The 18820-nt window shown below is 49.9% G+C and carries 15 protein-coding genes; 4 read left to right on the top strand and 11 right to left on the bottom strand.

Features of this window, described 5'->3' with window-relative positions; genetic code table 11:
* Positions 1 to 250: 250 nt before the first annotated feature.
* Positions 251 to 1051, top strand: coding sequence for a PEP-CTERM sorting domain-containing protein (locus J0A65_RS07200; RefSeq protein ID WP_206593461.1), 801 nt, complete (start codon positions 251 to 253; stop codon positions 1049 to 1051).
* 162 nt (positions 1052 to 1213) lie between these two features.
* Positions 1214 to 2755, top strand: a complete 1542-nt coding sequence (locus J0A65_RS07195) for an amidase (protein WP_332874309.1) — start codon at positions 1214 to 1216, stop codon at positions 2753 to 2755.
* 59 nt (positions 2756 to 2814) lie between these two features.
* On the opposite strand, the gene J0A65_RS07190 is transcribed toward J0A65_RS07195, so the two are convergent.
* A complete protein-coding gene (locus J0A65_RS07190; RefSeq protein WP_206593460.1) occupies positions 2815 to 3846 on the bottom strand; it encodes a WD40/YVTN/BNR-like repeat-containing protein in 1032 nt (343 codons plus the stop codon).
* A 16-nt stretch (positions 3847 to 3862) separates the two neighbouring features.
* Positions 3863 to 4918: a peptidase M42 gene (locus J0A65_RS07185; protein WP_206593459.1), complete on the bottom strand. Its 1056-nt coding sequence runs from the start codon at positions 4916 to 4918 to the stop codon at positions 3863 to 3865.
* Positions 4919 to 5101: 183 nt separating this feature from the next.
* Between J0A65_RS07185 and J0A65_RS07180 the strand changes: the two genes are divergently transcribed.
* Positions 5102 to 5362 carry a hypothetical protein gene (locus tag J0A65_RS07180; RefSeq protein ID WP_206593458.1) on the top strand — a complete coding sequence of 87 codons (261 nt, stop codon included), beginning with the start codon at positions 5102 to 5104 and terminating at the stop codon, positions 5360 to 5362.
* A gap of 155 nt (positions 5363 to 5517) precedes the next feature.
* Here J0A65_RS07180 and J0A65_RS07175 read toward each other — a convergent pair whose 3' ends face one another.
* The 9 genes from J0A65_RS07175 to J0A65_RS07135 form a co-directional block, all read right to left on the bottom strand.
* Positions 5518 to 7866: a zinc-dependent metalloprotease gene (locus J0A65_RS07175; RefSeq protein ID WP_232849794.1), complete on the bottom strand. Its 2349-nt coding sequence runs from the start codon at positions 7864 to 7866 to the stop codon at positions 5518 to 5520.
* Between the two features lie 173 nt (positions 7867 to 8039).
* A complete protein-coding gene (locus J0A65_RS07170) occupies positions 8040 to 8966 on the bottom strand; it encodes a chemotaxis protein (protein ID WP_206593457.1) in 927 nt (308 codons plus the stop codon).
* A 103-nt stretch (positions 8967 to 9069) separates the two neighbouring features.
* Positions 9070 to 9870, bottom strand: a complete 801-nt coding sequence (locus tag J0A65_RS07165; RefSeq protein WP_206593456.1) for a DUF1338 domain-containing protein — start codon at positions 9868 to 9870, stop codon at positions 9070 to 9072.
* A gap of 265 nt (positions 9871 to 10135) precedes the next feature.
* Positions 10136 to 11605, bottom strand: a complete 1470-nt coding sequence (gene astD / locus J0A65_RS07160) for a succinylglutamate-semialdehyde dehydrogenase (protein ID WP_206593455.1) — start codon at positions 11603 to 11605, stop codon at positions 10136 to 10138.
* A 2-nt stretch (positions 11606 to 11607) separates the two neighbouring features.
* Entirely contained in the window at positions 11608 to 12636 is a 1029-nt protein-coding gene (gene astA, locus J0A65_RS07155; protein WP_206593454.1) for an arginine N-succinyltransferase, read from the bottom strand.
* A 144-nt stretch (positions 12637 to 12780) separates the two neighbouring features.
* On the bottom strand, positions 12781 to 13986 hold the full coding sequence (locus J0A65_RS07150) for an aspartate aminotransferase family protein (RefSeq protein WP_206593453.1): 1206 nt from the start codon (positions 13984 to 13986) through the stop codon (positions 12781 to 12783).
* Between the two features lie 310 nt (positions 13987 to 14296).
* Positions 14297 to 15451, bottom strand: coding sequence for an HDOD domain-containing protein (locus tag J0A65_RS07145; RefSeq protein ID WP_206593452.1), 1155 nt, complete (start codon positions 15449 to 15451; stop codon positions 14297 to 14299).
* 80 nt (positions 15452 to 15531) lie between these two features.
* Positions 15532 to 16446 carry a GGDEF domain-containing protein gene (locus J0A65_RS07140; protein ID WP_206593451.1) on the bottom strand — a complete coding sequence of 305 codons (915 nt, stop codon included), beginning with the start codon at positions 16444 to 16446 and terminating at the stop codon, positions 15532 to 15534.
* A 49-nt stretch (positions 16447 to 16495) separates the two neighbouring features.
* Positions 16496 to 17092: an anthranilate synthase component II gene (locus J0A65_RS07135; protein WP_206593621.1), complete on the bottom strand. Its 597-nt coding sequence runs from the start codon at positions 17090 to 17092 to the stop codon at positions 16496 to 16498.
* Between the two features lie 179 nt (positions 17093 to 17271).
* On the opposite strand from J0A65_RS07135, the gene J0A65_RS07130 reads away from it, so the two are divergent.
* Positions 17272 to 18807: an alkaline phosphatase D family protein gene (locus J0A65_RS07130; RefSeq protein WP_206593450.1), complete on the top strand. Its 1536-nt coding sequence runs from the start codon at positions 17272 to 17274 to the stop codon at positions 18805 to 18807.
* Positions 18808 to 18820: the final 13 nt, after the last annotated feature.

The raw sequence follows: 18820 nt of genomic DNA, 5'->3' as shown, positions 1-18820 counted from the left end.
TATTTAACATTTATCCAACAAGCACATCAAAATAAAAACCTATCCAATTGAAATTTATGCATTTATTGTTTCAGGTATAGTTATTGCTTAGAACTCCTCCTGTGGCGTTTATGCTTAGTAGCGCCACAAAAAACAGGTCACGGACGCGCGCCATTACTATGGCTGGCCAAACTCCCAGGAGGTTGTTTTGCAAGAGCAAAGCAGGATTGGATGGCAACTTTGCATATTCGATTACCTAAAGGGAATAACAATGTATAAGACAACGTTAAACGCACTTGCAGCCGCATCAATGCTGGTCGCAAGTGGTGCCTATGCCGGCATTATTTACAACGGCAACGTAACACCAGACGTCATTTTTGGCAGTGGTAACGCTAATGGCAGTTTTACCCTGGATCAGCAAAACGGTATTGAACTGGGTTTACGCGGCAAGTTACGCCATAACGCGGCTGGGCAACCAGAAAACACCTTCAACAGTAATGGCGATGGCACATACCGCTTTGCTGCCGGCGTAGCCCCCACCCAAGCATCACCTACTGCAGTATGGAGCTTTGAATGGGCCATCAACACCAATTTTGAGAACAGCACCAACCTCAATCTGTCTGATTTAAGCTTTGTGCTGGGACTGGACAGCAACCCCAGTTTGTCAGCCACCTATACAACCTTCGACCCAATCAATGGCACTAATCCAGGCCTGGGTATTCTTTGCTGGGATCATGCCTTAGGGGATAACAGTACAGGCAACGGAGGCGGTATCAAAACCAATTGCGGCTTGGGCTCAGCCGAAGTTGACTATGCCACCAACCTTAGCGATTTCAATGTGGCACAGAACTCCTGGAAACCTCATTGGTATATTCCAGGCTTCAATCCTGAGGTAGACGGTACTTACAATATCTTCTTGTCTGCTATGACCAAAGCAGGAGAGGAGCTGGCCAGAACGGAAATTCAAATTATTGTAGGTCAGGGTGGACGTATGGAAGTGCCTGAACCGGCTTCATTGCTATTAATCCTGGGCGGCCTACTTGGCCTTAGCAGATCTTCGCGCCGCCGCTAGCAAAATGGATGGCGCACAGGCTCAGCCTGTGCGTCAATATATCGCTACATTGCATCCTTTCCAGCCCTATCCCTGTGGGTGAAAAGCGAGCCAAAGGCTAGCATCTTTTTACCAGATCAGGTTTACTGTAGTTCCTATAAATCAAATAGTTAAGGAACCATAGTGCGCTTCGTCAGCCTAATCGCCGCACTGGCACTTACCCTGAGTGCCTGCACCGCTACGCCACCTTCAGCACCTGATTTGTTAGAAGCCAATACCGCTCAGTTGCAAAAGCAAATGACAGCGGGGACCTTAACGGCTGAACAATTAGTCCAATACTATCTGACCCGTATCCAACGCTTGGATGATCAGGGGCCACAGCTGAACGCTGTGATCAGTGTTGACCCAAGTGCCCTGGCACAAGCCAAAGCCCTGGATAAAGAACGACAGGCAGGAAAAATCCGCGGCCCTCTGCATGGTATTCCGGTGCTGCTCAAAGACAATATTGATAGCTTTGGGGTAGCCAATACCGGCGGCTCCGTGCTCTTCCAGGATAACCTGCCCGCCGACGATGCGTTTTTAGTAAAAAAGCTGCGCGAAGCGGGTGCCATCATCCTGGGTAAGGCCAACCTAAGCGAATGGGCAAACTTCCGTTCCACCCGCTCTAGTTCAGGCTGGAGCGCAATGGGCGGGCAAACCCGAAACCCTTACGACCCCAGCGTTTCCACTTGTGGTTCCAGTTCTGGTTCAGGCGCTGCGGTTGCGGCTAATTTAACCGCACTGGCGGTAGGCACAGAAACCGATGGCTCACTGGTTTGTCCGGGAGCCATTAATGGCATTGTCAGTATCAAACCTACGCTGGGCTTGGTTAGCCGCGACGGTATTATTCCTATAGCCCACAGCCAGGATACCGCGGGCCCCATGACACGCACATTAAGCGATGCCGTGTTGCTGCTACAGGTCATGGCAGGCGAAGATACCAGCGATGCTGCCAGCTACACAGATAGCCGTGATTTTACGCAGCACCTTATAAAAGACGGATTGCGCGGAAAACGTATAGGTGTAGTGCGTAGCCTGATGGGTTATCACCCTCTGCTGGACAGCGTTTTTGAGCAGCAGCTAGAGGTATTGCGCGCACAAGGTGCCACACTGGTTGATACCGAACTGGATGAGCAATGGGGAGATGACGAGTTCACCATCTTGCTGCATGAATTTAAAGCGGATATGGCTGCCTATCTGGCCACCACAAAACTGCCCTACCGCAGTCTGAATGACCTGCTGGAAGCCAATCTCCAGCATCAGGAGCAGGAACTGGCGATATTCGGTCAGGAAATTTTTGCCATGGCAGTAGCCCGTACTGATGAACAACAAGCAGAGTACTTGGAAGCGCTGGCGCGCGCTAAACGCTTGGCCGGAGCGGAAGGTATAGATGCGTTGCTGGCCAAGGATAAACTGGATTTACTGATAGCACCGACAGTGGGACCAGCCTGGAAAACCGACCATATCAATGGCGATCACTATCTGGGCGCGGCCAGCTCCGCCGCAGCCGTGGCTGGCAACCCACATATTACTATCCCCATGGGCTTTGTTGAGGTACCGGGCAGCCCGGCCTTGCCTGTAGGAATGAGCTTTTTCGGCGCAGCTAAGTCAGAGCCGGTGCTGATAGAAGCCGCTTTTGGTTACGAGCAGAGTAGCCAGAAACGCCGTCCGCCACCGCTAAACTAAGCGCTATCAGGGCGCCTTGTGGGCGCCCTGTTTTAGATAAACCCTATCTTGCAGGGGAGTTATCGTTGAGGTTTGAGTTGGTTGAGGTTTAGTATCCCTACCCGACCATCATGACCAGCTCCGACAAAAGTCTGTTTATCCGCTGCCAGGGTATAAAAACCCTGTTCAGAAAATGCCTGCCAGCTAATGCCGTGATCATAGGAAATATCCGTACCTGTCTTACCCGTTGCCAGGCAAATTGCTTCAATACAGGCCATCGCCGTGCGCAGCCCTCTCTCACCGGCATCCAACCGTTGCGCACCTTGCGCAGTGAGTTTTGCCAGGTTTGGATACTTGCCCGGTCTGTCCTGAAAATCACCGCCCAGGGCAAATACTTCATTATTGCTATTCAAACCTATAGCGTAAGCGCCGCCGGTTTGCCCCAGTTGATGTATAGGTAGCGAAACACGCTGCCAGTGCTCGCCCCCATCATCGGAATGATAGGCCGACGCTGAAAAGCCGCCGGTAGCGATCCAGACGTTATCTTTGTCCTGAATTTTCAGGGTATTACCACTGGCAGCAAAAGCTGCTTCCTTGTCGAGTATGGCCGGTAACTGCGCTTTCGGAATACGTCGCCAGGATTTACCACCATCCGCGGTTTTCATTACTACATAAAAACCATCCACGGGATCGCCAAACAGCAAACCCTGGTTCTGATCCCAAAAATCGATGGCGTTAAAAAAGCCTTCAGCCTGTTCATTTTGCAACCACAGTTGCCAACTCAATCCACCATCAGTGCTGCGGTACAAACCTGAACTTTGACCAGGTCCCACCGTCATGGCCAGTACACTGCCGTCGGCAAATTGCTGTAAGTCGCGAATATCTCCCTCAGGCTCAGAGGAAATAGCCACAGCTTGCCAGGTATTTCCCGCATCCAGACTCTTATAAACCTGCCCCTGGGTACCCGCCACCCAAAGCTGACCAAAATTGGCACTACTGGCCCGTAAAGACGGCGTGTTGGGTAAGCTTTGTATTTGCCAATCCAGGGCCAATACCTTTGCCGAGCAGAGCACGGTCAATATGGATAGGGCGATAGTGGGTAATCTCAACATGGTTTTTCCCTTATGCTCAGTGTACTTCGGCAATGCGCTTTAACACGGTAAGAAATGCCTGACAGGATGCAATCGAGGCCGTTTCTTCCATGGTGTGGTAGCCAGTGGTAGGTATTTGCAGGGTGGAGCCTGTAACCATGCCATTAGAAGCGGCAATAATCCGTCCCATTTCGGTACTGCCGTAGGACTGCGGTGTTAGCCCCTGCAATAGCAGTTGAGCATTCTTCTGGTCGATGTACTCATCCTTATAGCTGCAGGTATGGCCGTAAACTTCACAAATAGCCTGAAGCTGTTCGGTAAGTAAAGCGTCAAACTCGGCGTTAGCGTCTTTATGGCGTAACACCAATTGCTGCTTATCCGCCTCATCACGATCTGGATAGGGGCTAGTGTCTACCACAATCAGACGGTTGGTTGTGCTGCCAAAGCGTCTGAACCACTCCAGTAAATAGCGCCAACTTTTACCTGCCTCTTCCTGAGCGGTGAAAAATGCCGTGCCTTGAAAACCAAGACTGAATAAATGCACCAAAAACGCAGCAGTCAGCACATTATCGAGTTGGCCGCTGATGGTGTCCTCTTTTACGCTCAGCTTGTCAGCAAAGGCCACCGGCGTACCAGCCACCAGATGTTCCATGCCTTCCAGAGTGAAAATCAAGTTGTTACGCCGCTCACACACATAGCTTTTCGCAATGCGCCCTTTACCACGATAAGCACCTGACCAAGGTTCGTAGGCCATTACCGGCGTGGCATCGAAACGGTCGACAATTTTATTAATTAATTGCTCGGAGACCGAGTTACCTAGCAAATCCGAACGATTGCCCGCCACAAAAGCGGCATACTGAAATTCGTTAGGGCCAGTACAAATTAATCCATGTCGGTCAATATGCGCGGAGAACATGGCTGAGAATGGCTTACTACCCTGTGCCACCAGTACCCCTTCATACCAGGTTACCTGAGCACCACGTTCTTCCAGCTCCCGTTGCAGTACCCGGAAAAAGCTATGCTCCGCGCCCACCACACTAGGTTCACGGATCAGGGTTTTCAGTAAATCAAAGACCTCATTTAAGTCAGACATGGCATAAACAACACCAGAGCAAAAGTGCTGTTAGCATACTGGCAAATGAAAAAAATCACAGCTGATTCATTGCACATCGGCTCCCTTGTAGCTGTGCGTTTTGTAATAGATACTGGTCAAGGTTAAATGTTTTCAGATACCAGCCCATACAAACTCATGGATGTAAAAACGGAGCTGAAATTTATGCCGATTAAGAAGTGGTTTATTCAATATTTACTGGGTTTTCCCATACTTTTCGCCTTACTGAGCGGCATTCAATATCTGAAAGGCAGAAGCTGGGATTACGCGCTAAGTTTTGGTTTGCTGTGGTCCCTGATCAGCCTTGCCATATTTGCCGGCACCCGCCTTTACTATTACCGCAAAGGTATGTATTGCAAAGTTTGCAATGACTTACCTGGCCAAGACTTAACCGAAGACAAGACCGAACTGACCTCAAAAGAGTAGTAACGAAGATGCCGTTGCGGCGGTTCATGGCTTTATTGTGGATTCAGATCCAAACCATCAATACTGTAGAGGTTGCCCCCTCAACAACTCATTTAGTGACACAAAAATAAAGGATTTGTGGCAGACAGGGCCGGCTTAAAACCGGCCCAGGTAAATCAGATGGGAGATCCTGGCGGCAGCGCCAAAGGTTTAAATACTGGTTTCCATTCGCCACTATCCTCAAACTGCTGCCATTGCTGATGCAGCAGTTTGAGATTTGGATCTTTATCATGCTTATCCAGCCACTCGTTCAGTGCTTGCATATGTTGATACAGACCGGCTCTGGCCTCAGGCGATAACTCGGCATGCGTAAGGCTGTTCATCAACTGATAGAAAGCCACATGCCTGACCCGCTGTTGGATAAGCAGCGCATGACCTTTTTGATTTCGACTCTTCATCACAGCGTCAGACAAGGTGCTTAGCGTGCTATCCAGTTGCCCCTGACTGGTCAGACGGTTCAATCGCAAAGGATGCAGCAACATAGACAAGGTATGGTTGGCTGATGCCTCCGCCGCGCTCAAGGGGTCGAAAGCCAGACCGGTGCGGCCTTTGAAACTTTCCCTGCCATCGCTGTCACCATAAGCCTTAGGGGGGATCAGCGCCAGCAGACTGTCCGGCAAGGCCAAAAACTTAGGTGTCAAAGTGGCCAGCAGAGCCTGCACCGCTTGTTGTTGCTGCTCGGTTGAAACCCATTTGAAACCCTTAGGCTGGGTATGTTCGCCCTTTAGTTCGTACTCATAGAAGGCGCCGCCCACCAATTTACTCACGGCCTCCACCTGGTATCGGTGTAACAGGTAAATAGGTACCAAAGCTTCCTGTAGACTGGATAACGGCTGCCCATGGGCAATATTGTTCAAGCCAAAGTTGTGCAAGGCAAAACGGCGAACCTCGTCCAAACGCATAAGCTCAGCGACAGGGTCTTTGCCATTATCCCACAGATGACCAATGGCGCTGACACCACCGGCCGGCCGGGCATCGGCATCCGCCATGTATTCCAGACCATCTTGTTTAGCTTTGGCAACCAGCTTGGCAAGCTGAGCCTTGCTGAAATCACCGTAGCCATACTGAATAGCATAGTGGTCCCATTCACCAAGGCCTTCACGATAGGCATTTTCTAAACTGACTTGATTGTTGTGTAGCGTCACCAACGGATGAGGGTAATCCATCACCGATGCGCGGCCATTGGCACTGGCAGCAAAGTTGTGGATCAAACCAATAGTATGCCCCACTTCATGGGCTGACAATTGGCGAATACGTGCCAAGGCCATGGCCTTTTGCTTCTCAATATCGGCTTGTTCACCGCTGTAGGGTCCCGTCAGGCCAGAGGCAATTAAGAAGTCCTGGCGTACACGTAGCGAACCCAAAGTAACATGGCCTTTTAGGATCTCGCCGGTTCTGGGATCGGTTACACCAGCACCATAAGACCAGCCACGAGTGGCTCGGTGCACCCATTGAATCACGTTGTAACGCACATCCATGGGATCAGCATCGGCGGGCAGATCTTTAACCTGAAACGCATCTTTATATCCGAGCTGTTCAAACGCCGAATTCCACCACATGGCCCCTTCGTATAAGGCGGTGCGCACCGGTTCCGGCACACCTGGATCAAGGTAGTAAACGATAGGCTCAACAGCTTCACTCACTGCTGCATCAGGATTTTTCTTTTGCAGGCGGTGACGGGGTAGCAAACGTTTCACCATAGGCTGATCGATAGCGGCGGCATAATCCATATACTCCACTTTCCAGTACCCGGAATAGGGGTGGAATTCACGTTGCTGGTATCCCGCCTCAGGCAAGGCAATCAACGAGTGATGAAGATGCACACTGATGGCATCTGGTTCAGGAGTAACCTGACGCACATACTCCCCCGCCTTATTGCCAACGTAAGTAACCAGGGCTTCCAGCTCAGTATTCAGAGGAAATGCCTTGGAACGATTCAGATAGATGCCACTGCGTTTAGCATCGGGCTTGTAGGTGCCCTGTTTTTGCTGATCCAGCCGTGGGGCAATCTGATGGATATCACTCAAAAGAAAAGCCGTATAGTCCACCAGCCACTTACCTGAATCGCTGGCCACAATAGGTAACCCTGCCAATACCGACGTGGCAAAGGCTTCATCAATGCTGGCACGCTCAGCAAGGTTATTGCTGTCGGCACGGTAATAGGTATTGAGTTGCTTAAGCAGCAGCTTGTTGCCGAAACGTTCAAATTGCACCAGACGAGTTTCGCCCAGTTGGCCCCGGTCTAACCCTATGTCGTTAGATCCCATACCGCGAGGCAGTGAACTTTGAAAAATAAATGGCTGTTCCACTTTGTCCACCAGCAAATAAAGCTTGTCTTCACTGGTCTGGTAATAAAAGTCGAAGTAGCCCTGGCGTAACTCCATCCCCTTGGTGAAATCTTTAATACCGGCGGCATTCGCCAGTGGGCTGAGTATTAAACACAGCCACAGTCCCCATCTTGCCATTTTGCCCTCTGTGTATTTTTATAATTCCAACGCTTACCTTATATCAGCATGCCCTAGGGTGAAACCATCTGCTTGTCCAATTACCCGCAAAGGCGGTTCAATGACTTTATGCGCAGGACAAATACAAAAAAAGCCCACTATCTGTGGGCTTTTAAAGGTGTAACTCACCTTATTTAAGGCTCTGCCATCCACTTTCTTACCGCAGATGCCAGCTCATCAGGATGGAACTTCGCGATGAACTGATCAGCGCCGACTTTACGTACCATTGCCTCGTTAAACACGCCGCTCAAGGAAGAATGCAGAATAATATGAACCTTACGCAGGTCGGGATGGTTTTTAACCGAGGTCGTCAGGGTATAACCATCCATCTCCGGCATTTCAATATCCGAAATCAGCAAAGGCACCTTGGCGGTAATATCGCCGCCCATTTCTCTGGCCTTATCTTCCAGCCAATTCAAGGCCTGGCGACCATCGTTGACGAGTTCCACGTTCACACCAATGGAAGACAGCGCGCGCTTAACCTGGTTACGAGCCACCGACGAGTCGTCGGCAACCAAGACGGTCATACTGCTGAGGTCAATGTCGGTAACCTGCTTTTTCACATCTTCACTGACTTCTTCATCAATAGGTGAAATCTCAGCAAAGACTTTCTCGACGTCGATGACCTGCACCAGCTTATTGTCGACTTTGGTAACAGCGGTCAGATAGTGATTGGCACCCGCCCCCTTGGGCGGAGGCATAATTTGTTCCCAATTGATATTCACAATGCGATCAACACCACCAACCAGAAAACCTTGAGTCGTGCGGTTATATTCAGTCACCAACACAAAGGCAGATTTGAGATCTTCAATACGCCTGCCACCAGTTGCTTCGCTCAGGTCGATCACGGTAATAGGTACACCTCGCAAATGCGCAATACCTCTAACACATGGACTGGCTCCTGGCATCTCGGTGAGCTCAGGGCACTGCAATACTTCTCTGACTTTAAAAACATTAATGCCGAAGGGCTGTTCGCCAATCAGACGAAAGATCAATAACTCCAATCGGTTCTGGCCAACAATATTGGTTCTCTGATCCACCGATGCAATCAACTTGCTCATACACGCTCCGATTTGCCGCTTAAGCTAAACAATAGCAGTTACTATGATAATACCAATAAAAAGCCCGCGTAAAAGCGGGCTTATTTATACAATTTAGGCGGGATTACATACCCACATTGGTACTTTCAAAGATCTTGTCCGCTGAAGCGGCAACAAAACCTGTATACAGCTTGCCGTCTGGCAGCGGAAAGCGCTGGGCAAATTCATAGAAACAGCTGGGAATAACCAAGCTCTTATCACTGAAACGCACTTCCATCTTATCGGCCATGGTAGAAGACTGAGCCAGATGAACTTCCGGGCCACCTTTGATCTCACCACCAGAGGTGTTCAGTTCAAAACCCGCTTCTTTAAGCTTTTCATTCACGTCTGACAGCATAGTGTAATGCTTCAGGTGGTTCAGGCTAACGGTAAAGTGGTTGGCACGGAATCCCCAGGCGGATACCCAAGCAGCATATTCAGATTCGCTCAACAGCGTCTGGTATTCTTCACTGCTCACCTGCCAGTGGGTACCAGAGTACAAGAAGTTCTCTTTATTCACGGCTTCTGCAGGAACAGCATCAACCATCTTTTGAATAATGGCCTGCACAGGTGCAGAGAACTCTTCTACCAGCAATTCACTGATAAAGACCTTAGGTTTAGTTTCATCAGCATGCTCGAAGTGCTTGGCTTTGAGTTTCTTCTGCTCAAAGTTGTACTGCCCTTTCTCTTCATAGCCCAGGGCCAGGAAATGAGCTGCCAGCTTTTCAAGGCCAACCTTGTCGATATTGAAGGTACGAAACGCGACATGATCGTTAATCAATTCATCGCCATCACCCAACAACTGGTGAACTTTCAGGGCGGATGGGGTCATGGCAACATAGTCTTGCCATAGGTTAGCAAATAGGGTCTCTACGTTATTGTGCATGATGCTTCTTACTCAGTCCTAAGGGGATTGAAAATCGTAAATTCAATGCTTCAGGCCAGCGGTCTTCAAAACCTAGCAGGCCAAGCGGCAATTTGCGGCGGCGTATTATACGGTAAACGCGAACAAAAAACAGGCAGAATTCGAGATTACTTTACTAGCATATCCCGATAGCCGATGTGTTGTCTTGATTTAAATCATATAAATACGATTAATACAATTAGTGGAAATTAAAAAGGCACCAGATGGTGCCTTTTTAAATAGAGGTTCAGAATGTCAAACCGGGATTTAATGCGCCAGGCATAACCGACTTCTCTAACTCAACCGACGCCACCGGATAAGCGCAGTAATCCGCGGCATAATAAGCACTGGCTCTATGATTACCACTTTCACCTATACCACCGAAGGGCGCTGCGCTGCTGGCACCGGTAATCGGGCGGTTCCAGTTAACAATACCGGCACGAATGCGACGGAAGAAGTGCTGATAAAGTTCGGCATCATCAGACAGTAACCCCGCCGACAAACCAAATACAGTGTTATTGGCATGCTCAATGGCTTGATCAAAATCGCTGTAGCGAATCACTTTCAGCAGAGGGCCGAAGTGCTCTTCGTCCGGCATTTTGTCGAGAATAGCCGTCACATCAACGATGCCCGGCGTGACGAAGCCTGATTCGGTATCCAGGTGCTGCATTTCAATCAGAGAAGTCGCACCCAAATCCAACAATTGTTGCTGTGCCACCAACATCTGGGCGGCGGCTCGGGCAGAGATCATCGCTCCCATAAACGGCTGCGGCTGCGCATCGTAATCACCCACCTGTATCTGGCGGGTAACCTCAAGCAGCCTGGCAAGAATGGCATCGCCCTGTGGCCCTTGCTCGATAAACAAACGACGTGAACAGGTACAACGCTGCCCGGAAGTCACAAAAGCCGACTGCACAATATCATGTACCGCAGCATCAATATCTGACACATCCTTGACTAGCAGAGGGTTGTTGCCGCCCATTTCCAACGCCAGGATCTTGCCGGGGTGACCACCGAATTGCTCATGCAGTAACTTGCCGGTGCGCGAACTGCCGGTAAAGAATAAGCCATCGATGCCAGTGTGGCTGGCTAACGCCTTACCTGTTTCCACTTCACCCTGCACAAGGTTGATTACACCGGCAGGCATTCCGGCTTTTTCCCAAAGTTCCAGGGTCTTCTGTGCCACCATTGGGGTCAGTTCACTGGGTTTGAAAATCACGGTATTACCGGCCAGCAACGCAGGAACAATATGGCCATTAGGTAAATGACCGGGGAAGTTGTAGGGCCCGAACACTGCGACTACGCCGTGCGGCTTATGACGAATAAAAGCCCGCCCCTGCGGCATCGGGTTTTCTACCGTACCAGTTCTTTCCTGATAGGCGCGCTCGGAGATTGCCACTTTACCAATCATAGCGGCCACTTCAGTGGCGGTTTCCCATAACGGCTTGCCGGTTTCACGGGCAATCACCAACGCCAGTTCGTCTTTATGCTCACCCAGCAACTCGGCGAAGCGCTTCACAAAGGCTAACCGCTCTTCAAAACTAAACTCAGACCAGGGCAGAAAAGCCTGGCGCGCAGCTTTCACTGCTTGGTCAACCTGCTCAGCAGTGGCTGAACTGGCTTGCCAAATGACCTGCTTTTTCGCAGGGTCGACAGATGTCATTGGGTGGCCTTGGCCTTCCAGCCACTGACCTGCAATAAATTGTGCTTTACTCATTCTTACCCCTTAAGCAACAAGGGCGCAAAACGCACCTGATCGCCTTCTTCAATTTGCAAGGCCGTCATCGCGGCCTGGGACAGTATGGCCCGCTGTTCATCTTTGCTGACCTGTAAAGGCGCTAACACAGCCCTGAAGCCTTGCAGCTTGGTGTTTATCACCATGTGCAATTTGGCTCCTTCTGGATCACCGGTTGCGGCAGCCAGCTTGCGACTGATACGAGCGGTACGAATATGTTCTAAATCAGCTTCTACCGTAGGACCGGCGTCAAAGATATCTACATATCCACGATTACGGAACCCCTCTGACTGCAGCAATTGCAATGCTGGGCGAGTCTTGTCATGTACCTTGCCAATCACCGCCTGGGCTTCCTTACTGAGTAGATTGACATAAATAGGGTATTTAGGCATCAGTTCAGCAATAAACACTTTTTGGCCTATCCCTGTCAGATAATCTGCGGTGGGAAAGTCCATTGAGAAAAAGTGTTCTTCAAGCCACTGCCAAAACGGTGAATTGCCATCTTCATCGGATACACCACGCATCTCAGCAATCACAGTTTCAGCAAAGCGCTCGGCATGTTCTTTGAGGAACAAGAAACGGAACTTGGACAAAAAGCGACCATTATTCCCCCTGCGCGCCTGTTCTCGCAGGAATAAGGTACAAATCTCCGTCACGCCGGTATAGTCATTACACAAGGTCAGAATATCCACCAGATTGTAGATATCCAGTTCCCTGGAAGCATGTGCCACCTTGCTTAAATGGTAGTGATAAAACGCGTCATCCACTCCCACTGAGGCCTGAATTGCACTAGTGCCGACCACCTGACCGGTGAGCGTATCTTCCATAACAAACAGATAACCTTGATCACCTGGCTCTTTGACGTCTTGTGCAAAGGAAGTTTCAGAACAAGTAATCTTATTACGCAGTAAGGTCTCATTGACCGGTAAAGACGTGAAACCAATGCCAGATTCCACGGCAATATCATGCAGTGACGCATAGTCACTGGCTTGGATTGGGCGAATCACCATCATAGTCGCTTACTCCGCTATTTCTGAGGCGGTCTGTTAAAAAAGAGTTTGGGAACCGGATACCCGGTAGGTAGAAGCCGGCGCCTGACTGCGCACCGGCCGATATCTTTGGCTGATTTAGCGAAAATCTATTCCGCGGTCAGCGACTTATCCTTGTACAACCTTAGCGACAGCGCGCTCGAAACGCGCTAAACCTTCCTGAATATCTTCATCGGGGATAATCAAAGAAGGCGCAAAACGTACCACGTTAGCACCAGCCACCAAACACATCAGTTGCTCGGCAACCGCGGCCACCAGGAAATCTCTGGAGCGCCCCTGATATTTTTCATTCAACACGGCGCCCAAAAGTAGTCCTTTGCCACGCACTTCGCTGAATACATCATACTTGGCATTGATAGCGGCCAGGCCATCACGGAAAAGTTGCTCTTTGCGCTTCACACCGTCCAGTACTTCACTGGTATTTACAATGTCCAGTACGGCTTCGGATACCGCGCAGGCCAGTGGGTTACCGCCGTACGTGCTGCCATGCGTGCCGACTTTAAGACTTGCTGCAATGTCTTTGGTAGTCAGCATAGCACCGATAGGAAAACCGCCGCCCAAGGCCTTAGCTGTCGTCAGGATATCAGGTGTTACCCCCAATCCCATGTAGGCATACAATTCACCAGTGCGGCCTACGCCGGACTGTACTTCGTCAAAAATCATCAATGCGTTGTGCTTATTACACAGCTCACGCACCCCTTGAATAAACTCAGATGTGGGGCTGATGATTCCACCTTCACCCTGCAGGGGCTCAAGCATCACGGCACAGGTCTTTTCGGAAATCAGGGCCTTCAGGCTGTCCAGGTCGTTGTAAGTGGCATGCTCAACAGCGGCTGGCTTAGGACCAAATCCATCTGAGTAGGCCGGTTGACCGCCAACGGTCACCGTGAAGAAAGTGCGACCGTGGAAACCTTGTTTAAAGGCGATGATCTGAGATTTGTCTTCGCCATAATGTTCCAGTGCCCAACGACGAGCCAGCTTCAGCGCGGCTTCATTAGCTTCGGCACCAGAGTTAGCAAAATAAACTCGCTCAGCAAAAGTGACATCAGTAAGCTTCTTGGCCAAGCGCAGAGCAGGCTCATTGGTAAACACGTTGCTCAAGTGCCAAAGCTTTTCGCTTTGCTCCTTCAGCGCCGCTACCATGGCAGGATGACAGTGTCCCAGCGAATTAACCGCGATACCGCCTGCGAAGTCCACATATTCGACACCTTCCTGATCCCAGACACGTGAACCTTGTCCACGTACGGGGATCATGGCCGCTGGATTGTAGTTGGGGGCCATAACGTCGTCGAATAATGCTCTGGTCACTTTCATTCTTTAATACCTCTCGCTTTGCAGAGTTAGAAGGGCAATGGCGAATAAATCTGCCGCCATTATTGCAGAACTGATTGTCGCTGTCTTCCTGTCAAACAGCCCGAAACTCGCTAACTGCAAGGGATTGGCCTAAGTTTGCAGGAATTCTGAATAACTATTGTTGGTAACCTGACTTGGAACCCAACGCTGTTAGTTACCAATAGGGAACCAAGCCAAGCATTCTAGCCTTGAAACAAGGCTTGCATGAATATGTAAAAAAAATTTTTAGCAAAATATTCACACAGGCCAATAGCGAAAGGCCGAAATGCGCTTAGTTTTCGTCAAAAGTCAGATTGAGATGGCGCAGATCGGTGTCTTTCAATGCAGACAGCGCACCGGCAGGCATGACCAGATTACGCAAAAATAGCTTTGCTTCATCAATGTTGATTAAGCGGGCTTCTTTTAGCATTCGGTATTGATTATATCCCCGCCCTTGCATTAGCACTTTAGCTAAGGAATGCATATCTTTGACAGGCACAGACTCAACCACCTCTTGCATTGCAGGTGCAAGCATCAGGCGTCGAAACCCCATAGTCTCCATTAGCACATAACTAATACGTGAAGCCTGTTGTTCAATTAGTTCTTGCAATGCTATGCCAGAAGGCACGACATCAGACAAGGCTGAATGCTCTTCTTTCATTTTCGCTTGATGTGCCTCAGTCAACGCATCCCGGCGAACTTCTTCGAACAACCTGAAGTAAAGGCGAATAATGGCGATCATCCCCACTTCGTGAAACATGCCTAAGGTAAACGCCGCCTGGGTATCCTGGCCGTTGATTTCTGCAATTTTCTTGCAGGACTGCGCACTGCCCATGGCGTGTTGCCATAGTCTTACTTTAATATTCGGGTAGGGGTCGGTAATTTGCGGCAACCAACGACGAAAGACCAGCGAAGGGATAACCAGTTTAAGATTTTCCAAGCCCAGAAAGCTCAATGCCATACGTAAACTTTCAACCGGGATCACTTTGCCTTGCTTATCCGTACGTCGGTACTTAGGCATGTTGACCATTTTGATGAGGTCGTTCACCAACCAGGGAATGGTCGCCACCAAGGGCTCTATACGACCTATGGATGCCGCTTTGACAGACATAATGTCCAACACTTCAGGTAACTGTGCAGGCACACCTATGAGTTTGCTGTAGAGGTACTCCGTATCCTGCAATTGTTCGGCGAGGCGTACTCTGACTTCATCATTCAACTGCGTTTGTAACTTCTCCAGAAAATTCTGGTAGTAACGCTCGTTTAGCTTCTTATCCCGTTGCGCTTGTTTCTCAATGCGCAATAACTGCCGGCCATCACGATCCTGATCGAGAAAGTCCGGTAACTCAACATCCTTGTCTTCCAACGCGTCCTGCCTGGTTGCATCCAGGCCAATCAGCAGGCGGCTGAATCTGGTGCTTATTTGTTGAGAGACATCTTGTGTCATTAGTAAGTTCTAACGCCCATGTAACGGAGTTTCAAAAAAAAAGCATGATATAGGAAAAGACCTGACGGGTTGAGCTAAATCTAAAGTTCAACAACCTGCGCCTTACCCTGCCCTTTGGCCATGTACATGGCTTTATCGGCGCGACGCCTAAGACTGTCCACATCGTCGTCTGGCAACACCATAGTTATTCCCATGCTTGCAGTGAGGGTTGGCAGTCCGTCAGGCGTTGCGGCAGCTATTTGCTGCATGATGCGTTCTGCGACCTTAGTTCCGGCCTCGGCGGAGGCTCTGACCAAAAGAATTTCAAATTCCTCGCCGCCGCTGCGACAGATTACATCTTCTCTTCGGGCGCATTGTCTGAGCACATCGCCAAGACGTCTGAGCACCATATCTCCCATGGAGTGGCCAAAGCCATCATTGATGCGCTTAAAGTTGTCCAAATCCAACACCAGCAAGCAGCTATCTAAGGCTTCCTGACGTTTTGATTGCAAATGCTGCTGCAACGCCTTTTCGAAATGGCGGCGATTATGCACCCGGGTCAGTTTATCCAAAGTGGCCTGACGATAAGTCAACATAACCCACAAGGTTACACCGATCGCCAAAACGATGGCGCCAAGCAGAAAAAGTAGGTCTTCAGCCAAACCCAACCCATCACCGTTCAGCAACAATACCTGTTCCAAACCATCCAAATAGCGCGACTGTTGCAAAAGCAGTAATCCCACCAGCACATTAGACTTAATGTGAGGCTTAAGCAGTATTAAGCTCACCAGCAAGTACATAAAAGCAACGGCGAACACAGAAGCGAAAGCCAGACTTGCACCCAACCAGTCGGCATTCTGCATGGGCTGGGCCTGCTTAATTATCCACAGACTCACACCGCCAGAGACCAATAGATTCAGCAACAACCACGCACTGGCAACCAGAAAATAGGGGCTTCCCGGTCTACTGGAAGACTGAATGAACAGGCGTAGATTGGAGCTTGAACGCAGCTGCATGAGTTGGCTCTATGGTTTTTCCCGTATAAAACAATGCTCTAATAATGGACTATTTTGTGCGTTTTTTGTCATAAGTACGCAAAAAATTCTCCAAAATACAATGACCTGCTTCTGTCAGAACCGACTCAGGATGAAACTGCACACCATGTAAGGGCAACGTCTTATGTTCAATCGCCATTGCCGTGCGTTGCCCATCCCACTCTTCGACCCAGGCAGTGACGTTAAATTCGGCAGGAATACTTGACCAATCGAGCACCAAAGAGTGATATCGGGTAGCGACAAAAGGGCTGTCGATACCGCGAAACAGAGCAGAATCTGTATGTTCCACCGCTGAGGTTTTACCATGCATGACTTGGCTGGCTCTTACTACCTTGGCGCCAAACACCTGACCAATAGCCTGATGGCCAAGGCAAACTCCCAGTATGGAAATTCGTCCGGCAAAATACTTAATGGCCTGTAAACTGATCCCCGCCTCGTTGGGCGTACAAGGTCCAGGTGATATCACCAGATAATCCGGCGCTAGTTGCTCTATTCCGGTTATATCAATCTGATCATTACGAACTACCATAACCTGCTGACCCAGCTCGGAAAAGTAACGAGCCAGGTTATGAGTAAAGGAATCGTAGTTATCAATCAGCAGCAGCATATCAGCCATAGGCAGGAATAAAACCGGGCACGGATAATAACGAAACTCGCCCCGGAACAGAACCCAGGCTATGCAACACATACTTTGCCCCATCAGCCGAAACTGGAAAGCGCTGGTAACAGTATTGCCACGATTTCAGGTTAAAATCAGCGTAAAGCTATATATATCAGGTAAATAACGTGCAAAGACGGGACTTTATAAAACTAGGTATTTTGACCACAGGGCTTTCTGCCAGCCCCTTAATATTTGCACTGTCAGCCGATCCACAGCGCCCAAGGCTACTTACTGGCATCAGCGCCGGTGACGTAAGCTATGACGGTGCCGTAATCTGGGGCCGTACCGACAGACCAGCCCTGATGCAAGTTGAGGTAAGCGCTGATGAGACTTTCTCTACCCTGACTGAATTCGTCGGCAGCGCGGCTTTGGCACCCAATGATTTTAATGCCAAGACCTTACTGAACGGCCTGCTGCCAGGCCGCACCTGGTACTACCGGGTAAGCTTTGACAGTCTGGAAAAGCCGGGAGCCGTCAGCGACGTCTGGCAAGGGCAATTTAAAACGGCTCCCATGGATAAGCGCGATGTACGTTTTTGTTGGTCAGGTGATACCGCCGGTCAGGGTTTTGGTATCGACACCCATCGCGGTGGTATGCAAACCTACGCCGCCATTCTCCGTCAGCAACCGGATTTCTTTGTTCACTGCGGTGATCTGATATACGCCGACAACCCCATCGACGCAACCAAGAGCCTGGCCGATGGTAGCCAATGGACAAATTTGCAAACCGAAGGGGTGAGTAAAGTGGCCGAGACCCTGCAGGAATTCAGGGAGCGCTATTACTATAACTACCTGGATGAACATGTTTCAGCCTTTCACCGTCAGGTTGCCACTTTCCAGCAGTGGGATGACCACGAAGTACGCAATAACTGGTACCCCGGCGAAATCCTTGATGACAAACGCTATAAGCAGAAAAGTATCTCGCTATTGTCAGAATACGCCCGCCGCGCCATGATGGAATGTAACCCCATCCGGCTAAACAGCCAGGACGAGCGACAGATTTATCGCAAGGTCAGCTACGGCCCGCACCTGGATTTATTTATGTTGGATATGCGCAGCTATCGGGCCGCCAACAATCTCAATCGGCAGACAAAGCAAGGCCCACAAACGGCTTTTCTCGGCGAAAAACAACTGGATTGGCTGAAACAGAATCTGTCCGCATCAACGGCGACCTGGAAAATTATCGCCGCCGACATGCCAATTGGCTTGAAGGTCACCGATTGGGGAACAGAAATTGCCGAGAACATGGCTAACATTGACGGCCCGCCCTTGGGCAGGGAGCTTGAGATGGCAGGACTACTCAGCCATATACGCCAGGGTGATATTCAGAATGTGCACTTTATTACTGCCGACGTACACTACTGCGCATCCCATTATTACGATCCGGACAAAGCCCAGTTTAAAGACTTCACGCCATTCTGGGAGTTTGTCAGTGGTCCTTTACATGCCGGTACTTTCGGCCCCAATGCGTTTGATAACACCTTCGGCCCACAGCTGATATTTAAAGGAATTCCCGAGGATCTTCAGCCAGGGGCAGAACCCTCACAGGGCTACCAGTTCTTTGGTCAGATGCAGATAAACGGCGAAGACGGCATGCTGACGGTGAGCCATTTTAACCGTGATGGCAAGCTACTTTGGGAAACCAGTTTGTCGCCGGCCTGATGGCCGCCGACAA

This window comes from Bowmanella yangjiangensis (assembly GCF_017255015.1).
Taxonomy (GTDB): Bacteria; Pseudomonadota; Gammaproteobacteria; order Enterobacterales; family Alteromonadaceae; genus Bowmanella; species Bowmanella yangjiangensis.
The sequence above is the reverse complement of the archived record's forward strand: the minus strand, read 5'-3'. Positions and strand labels throughout refer to the sequence as shown.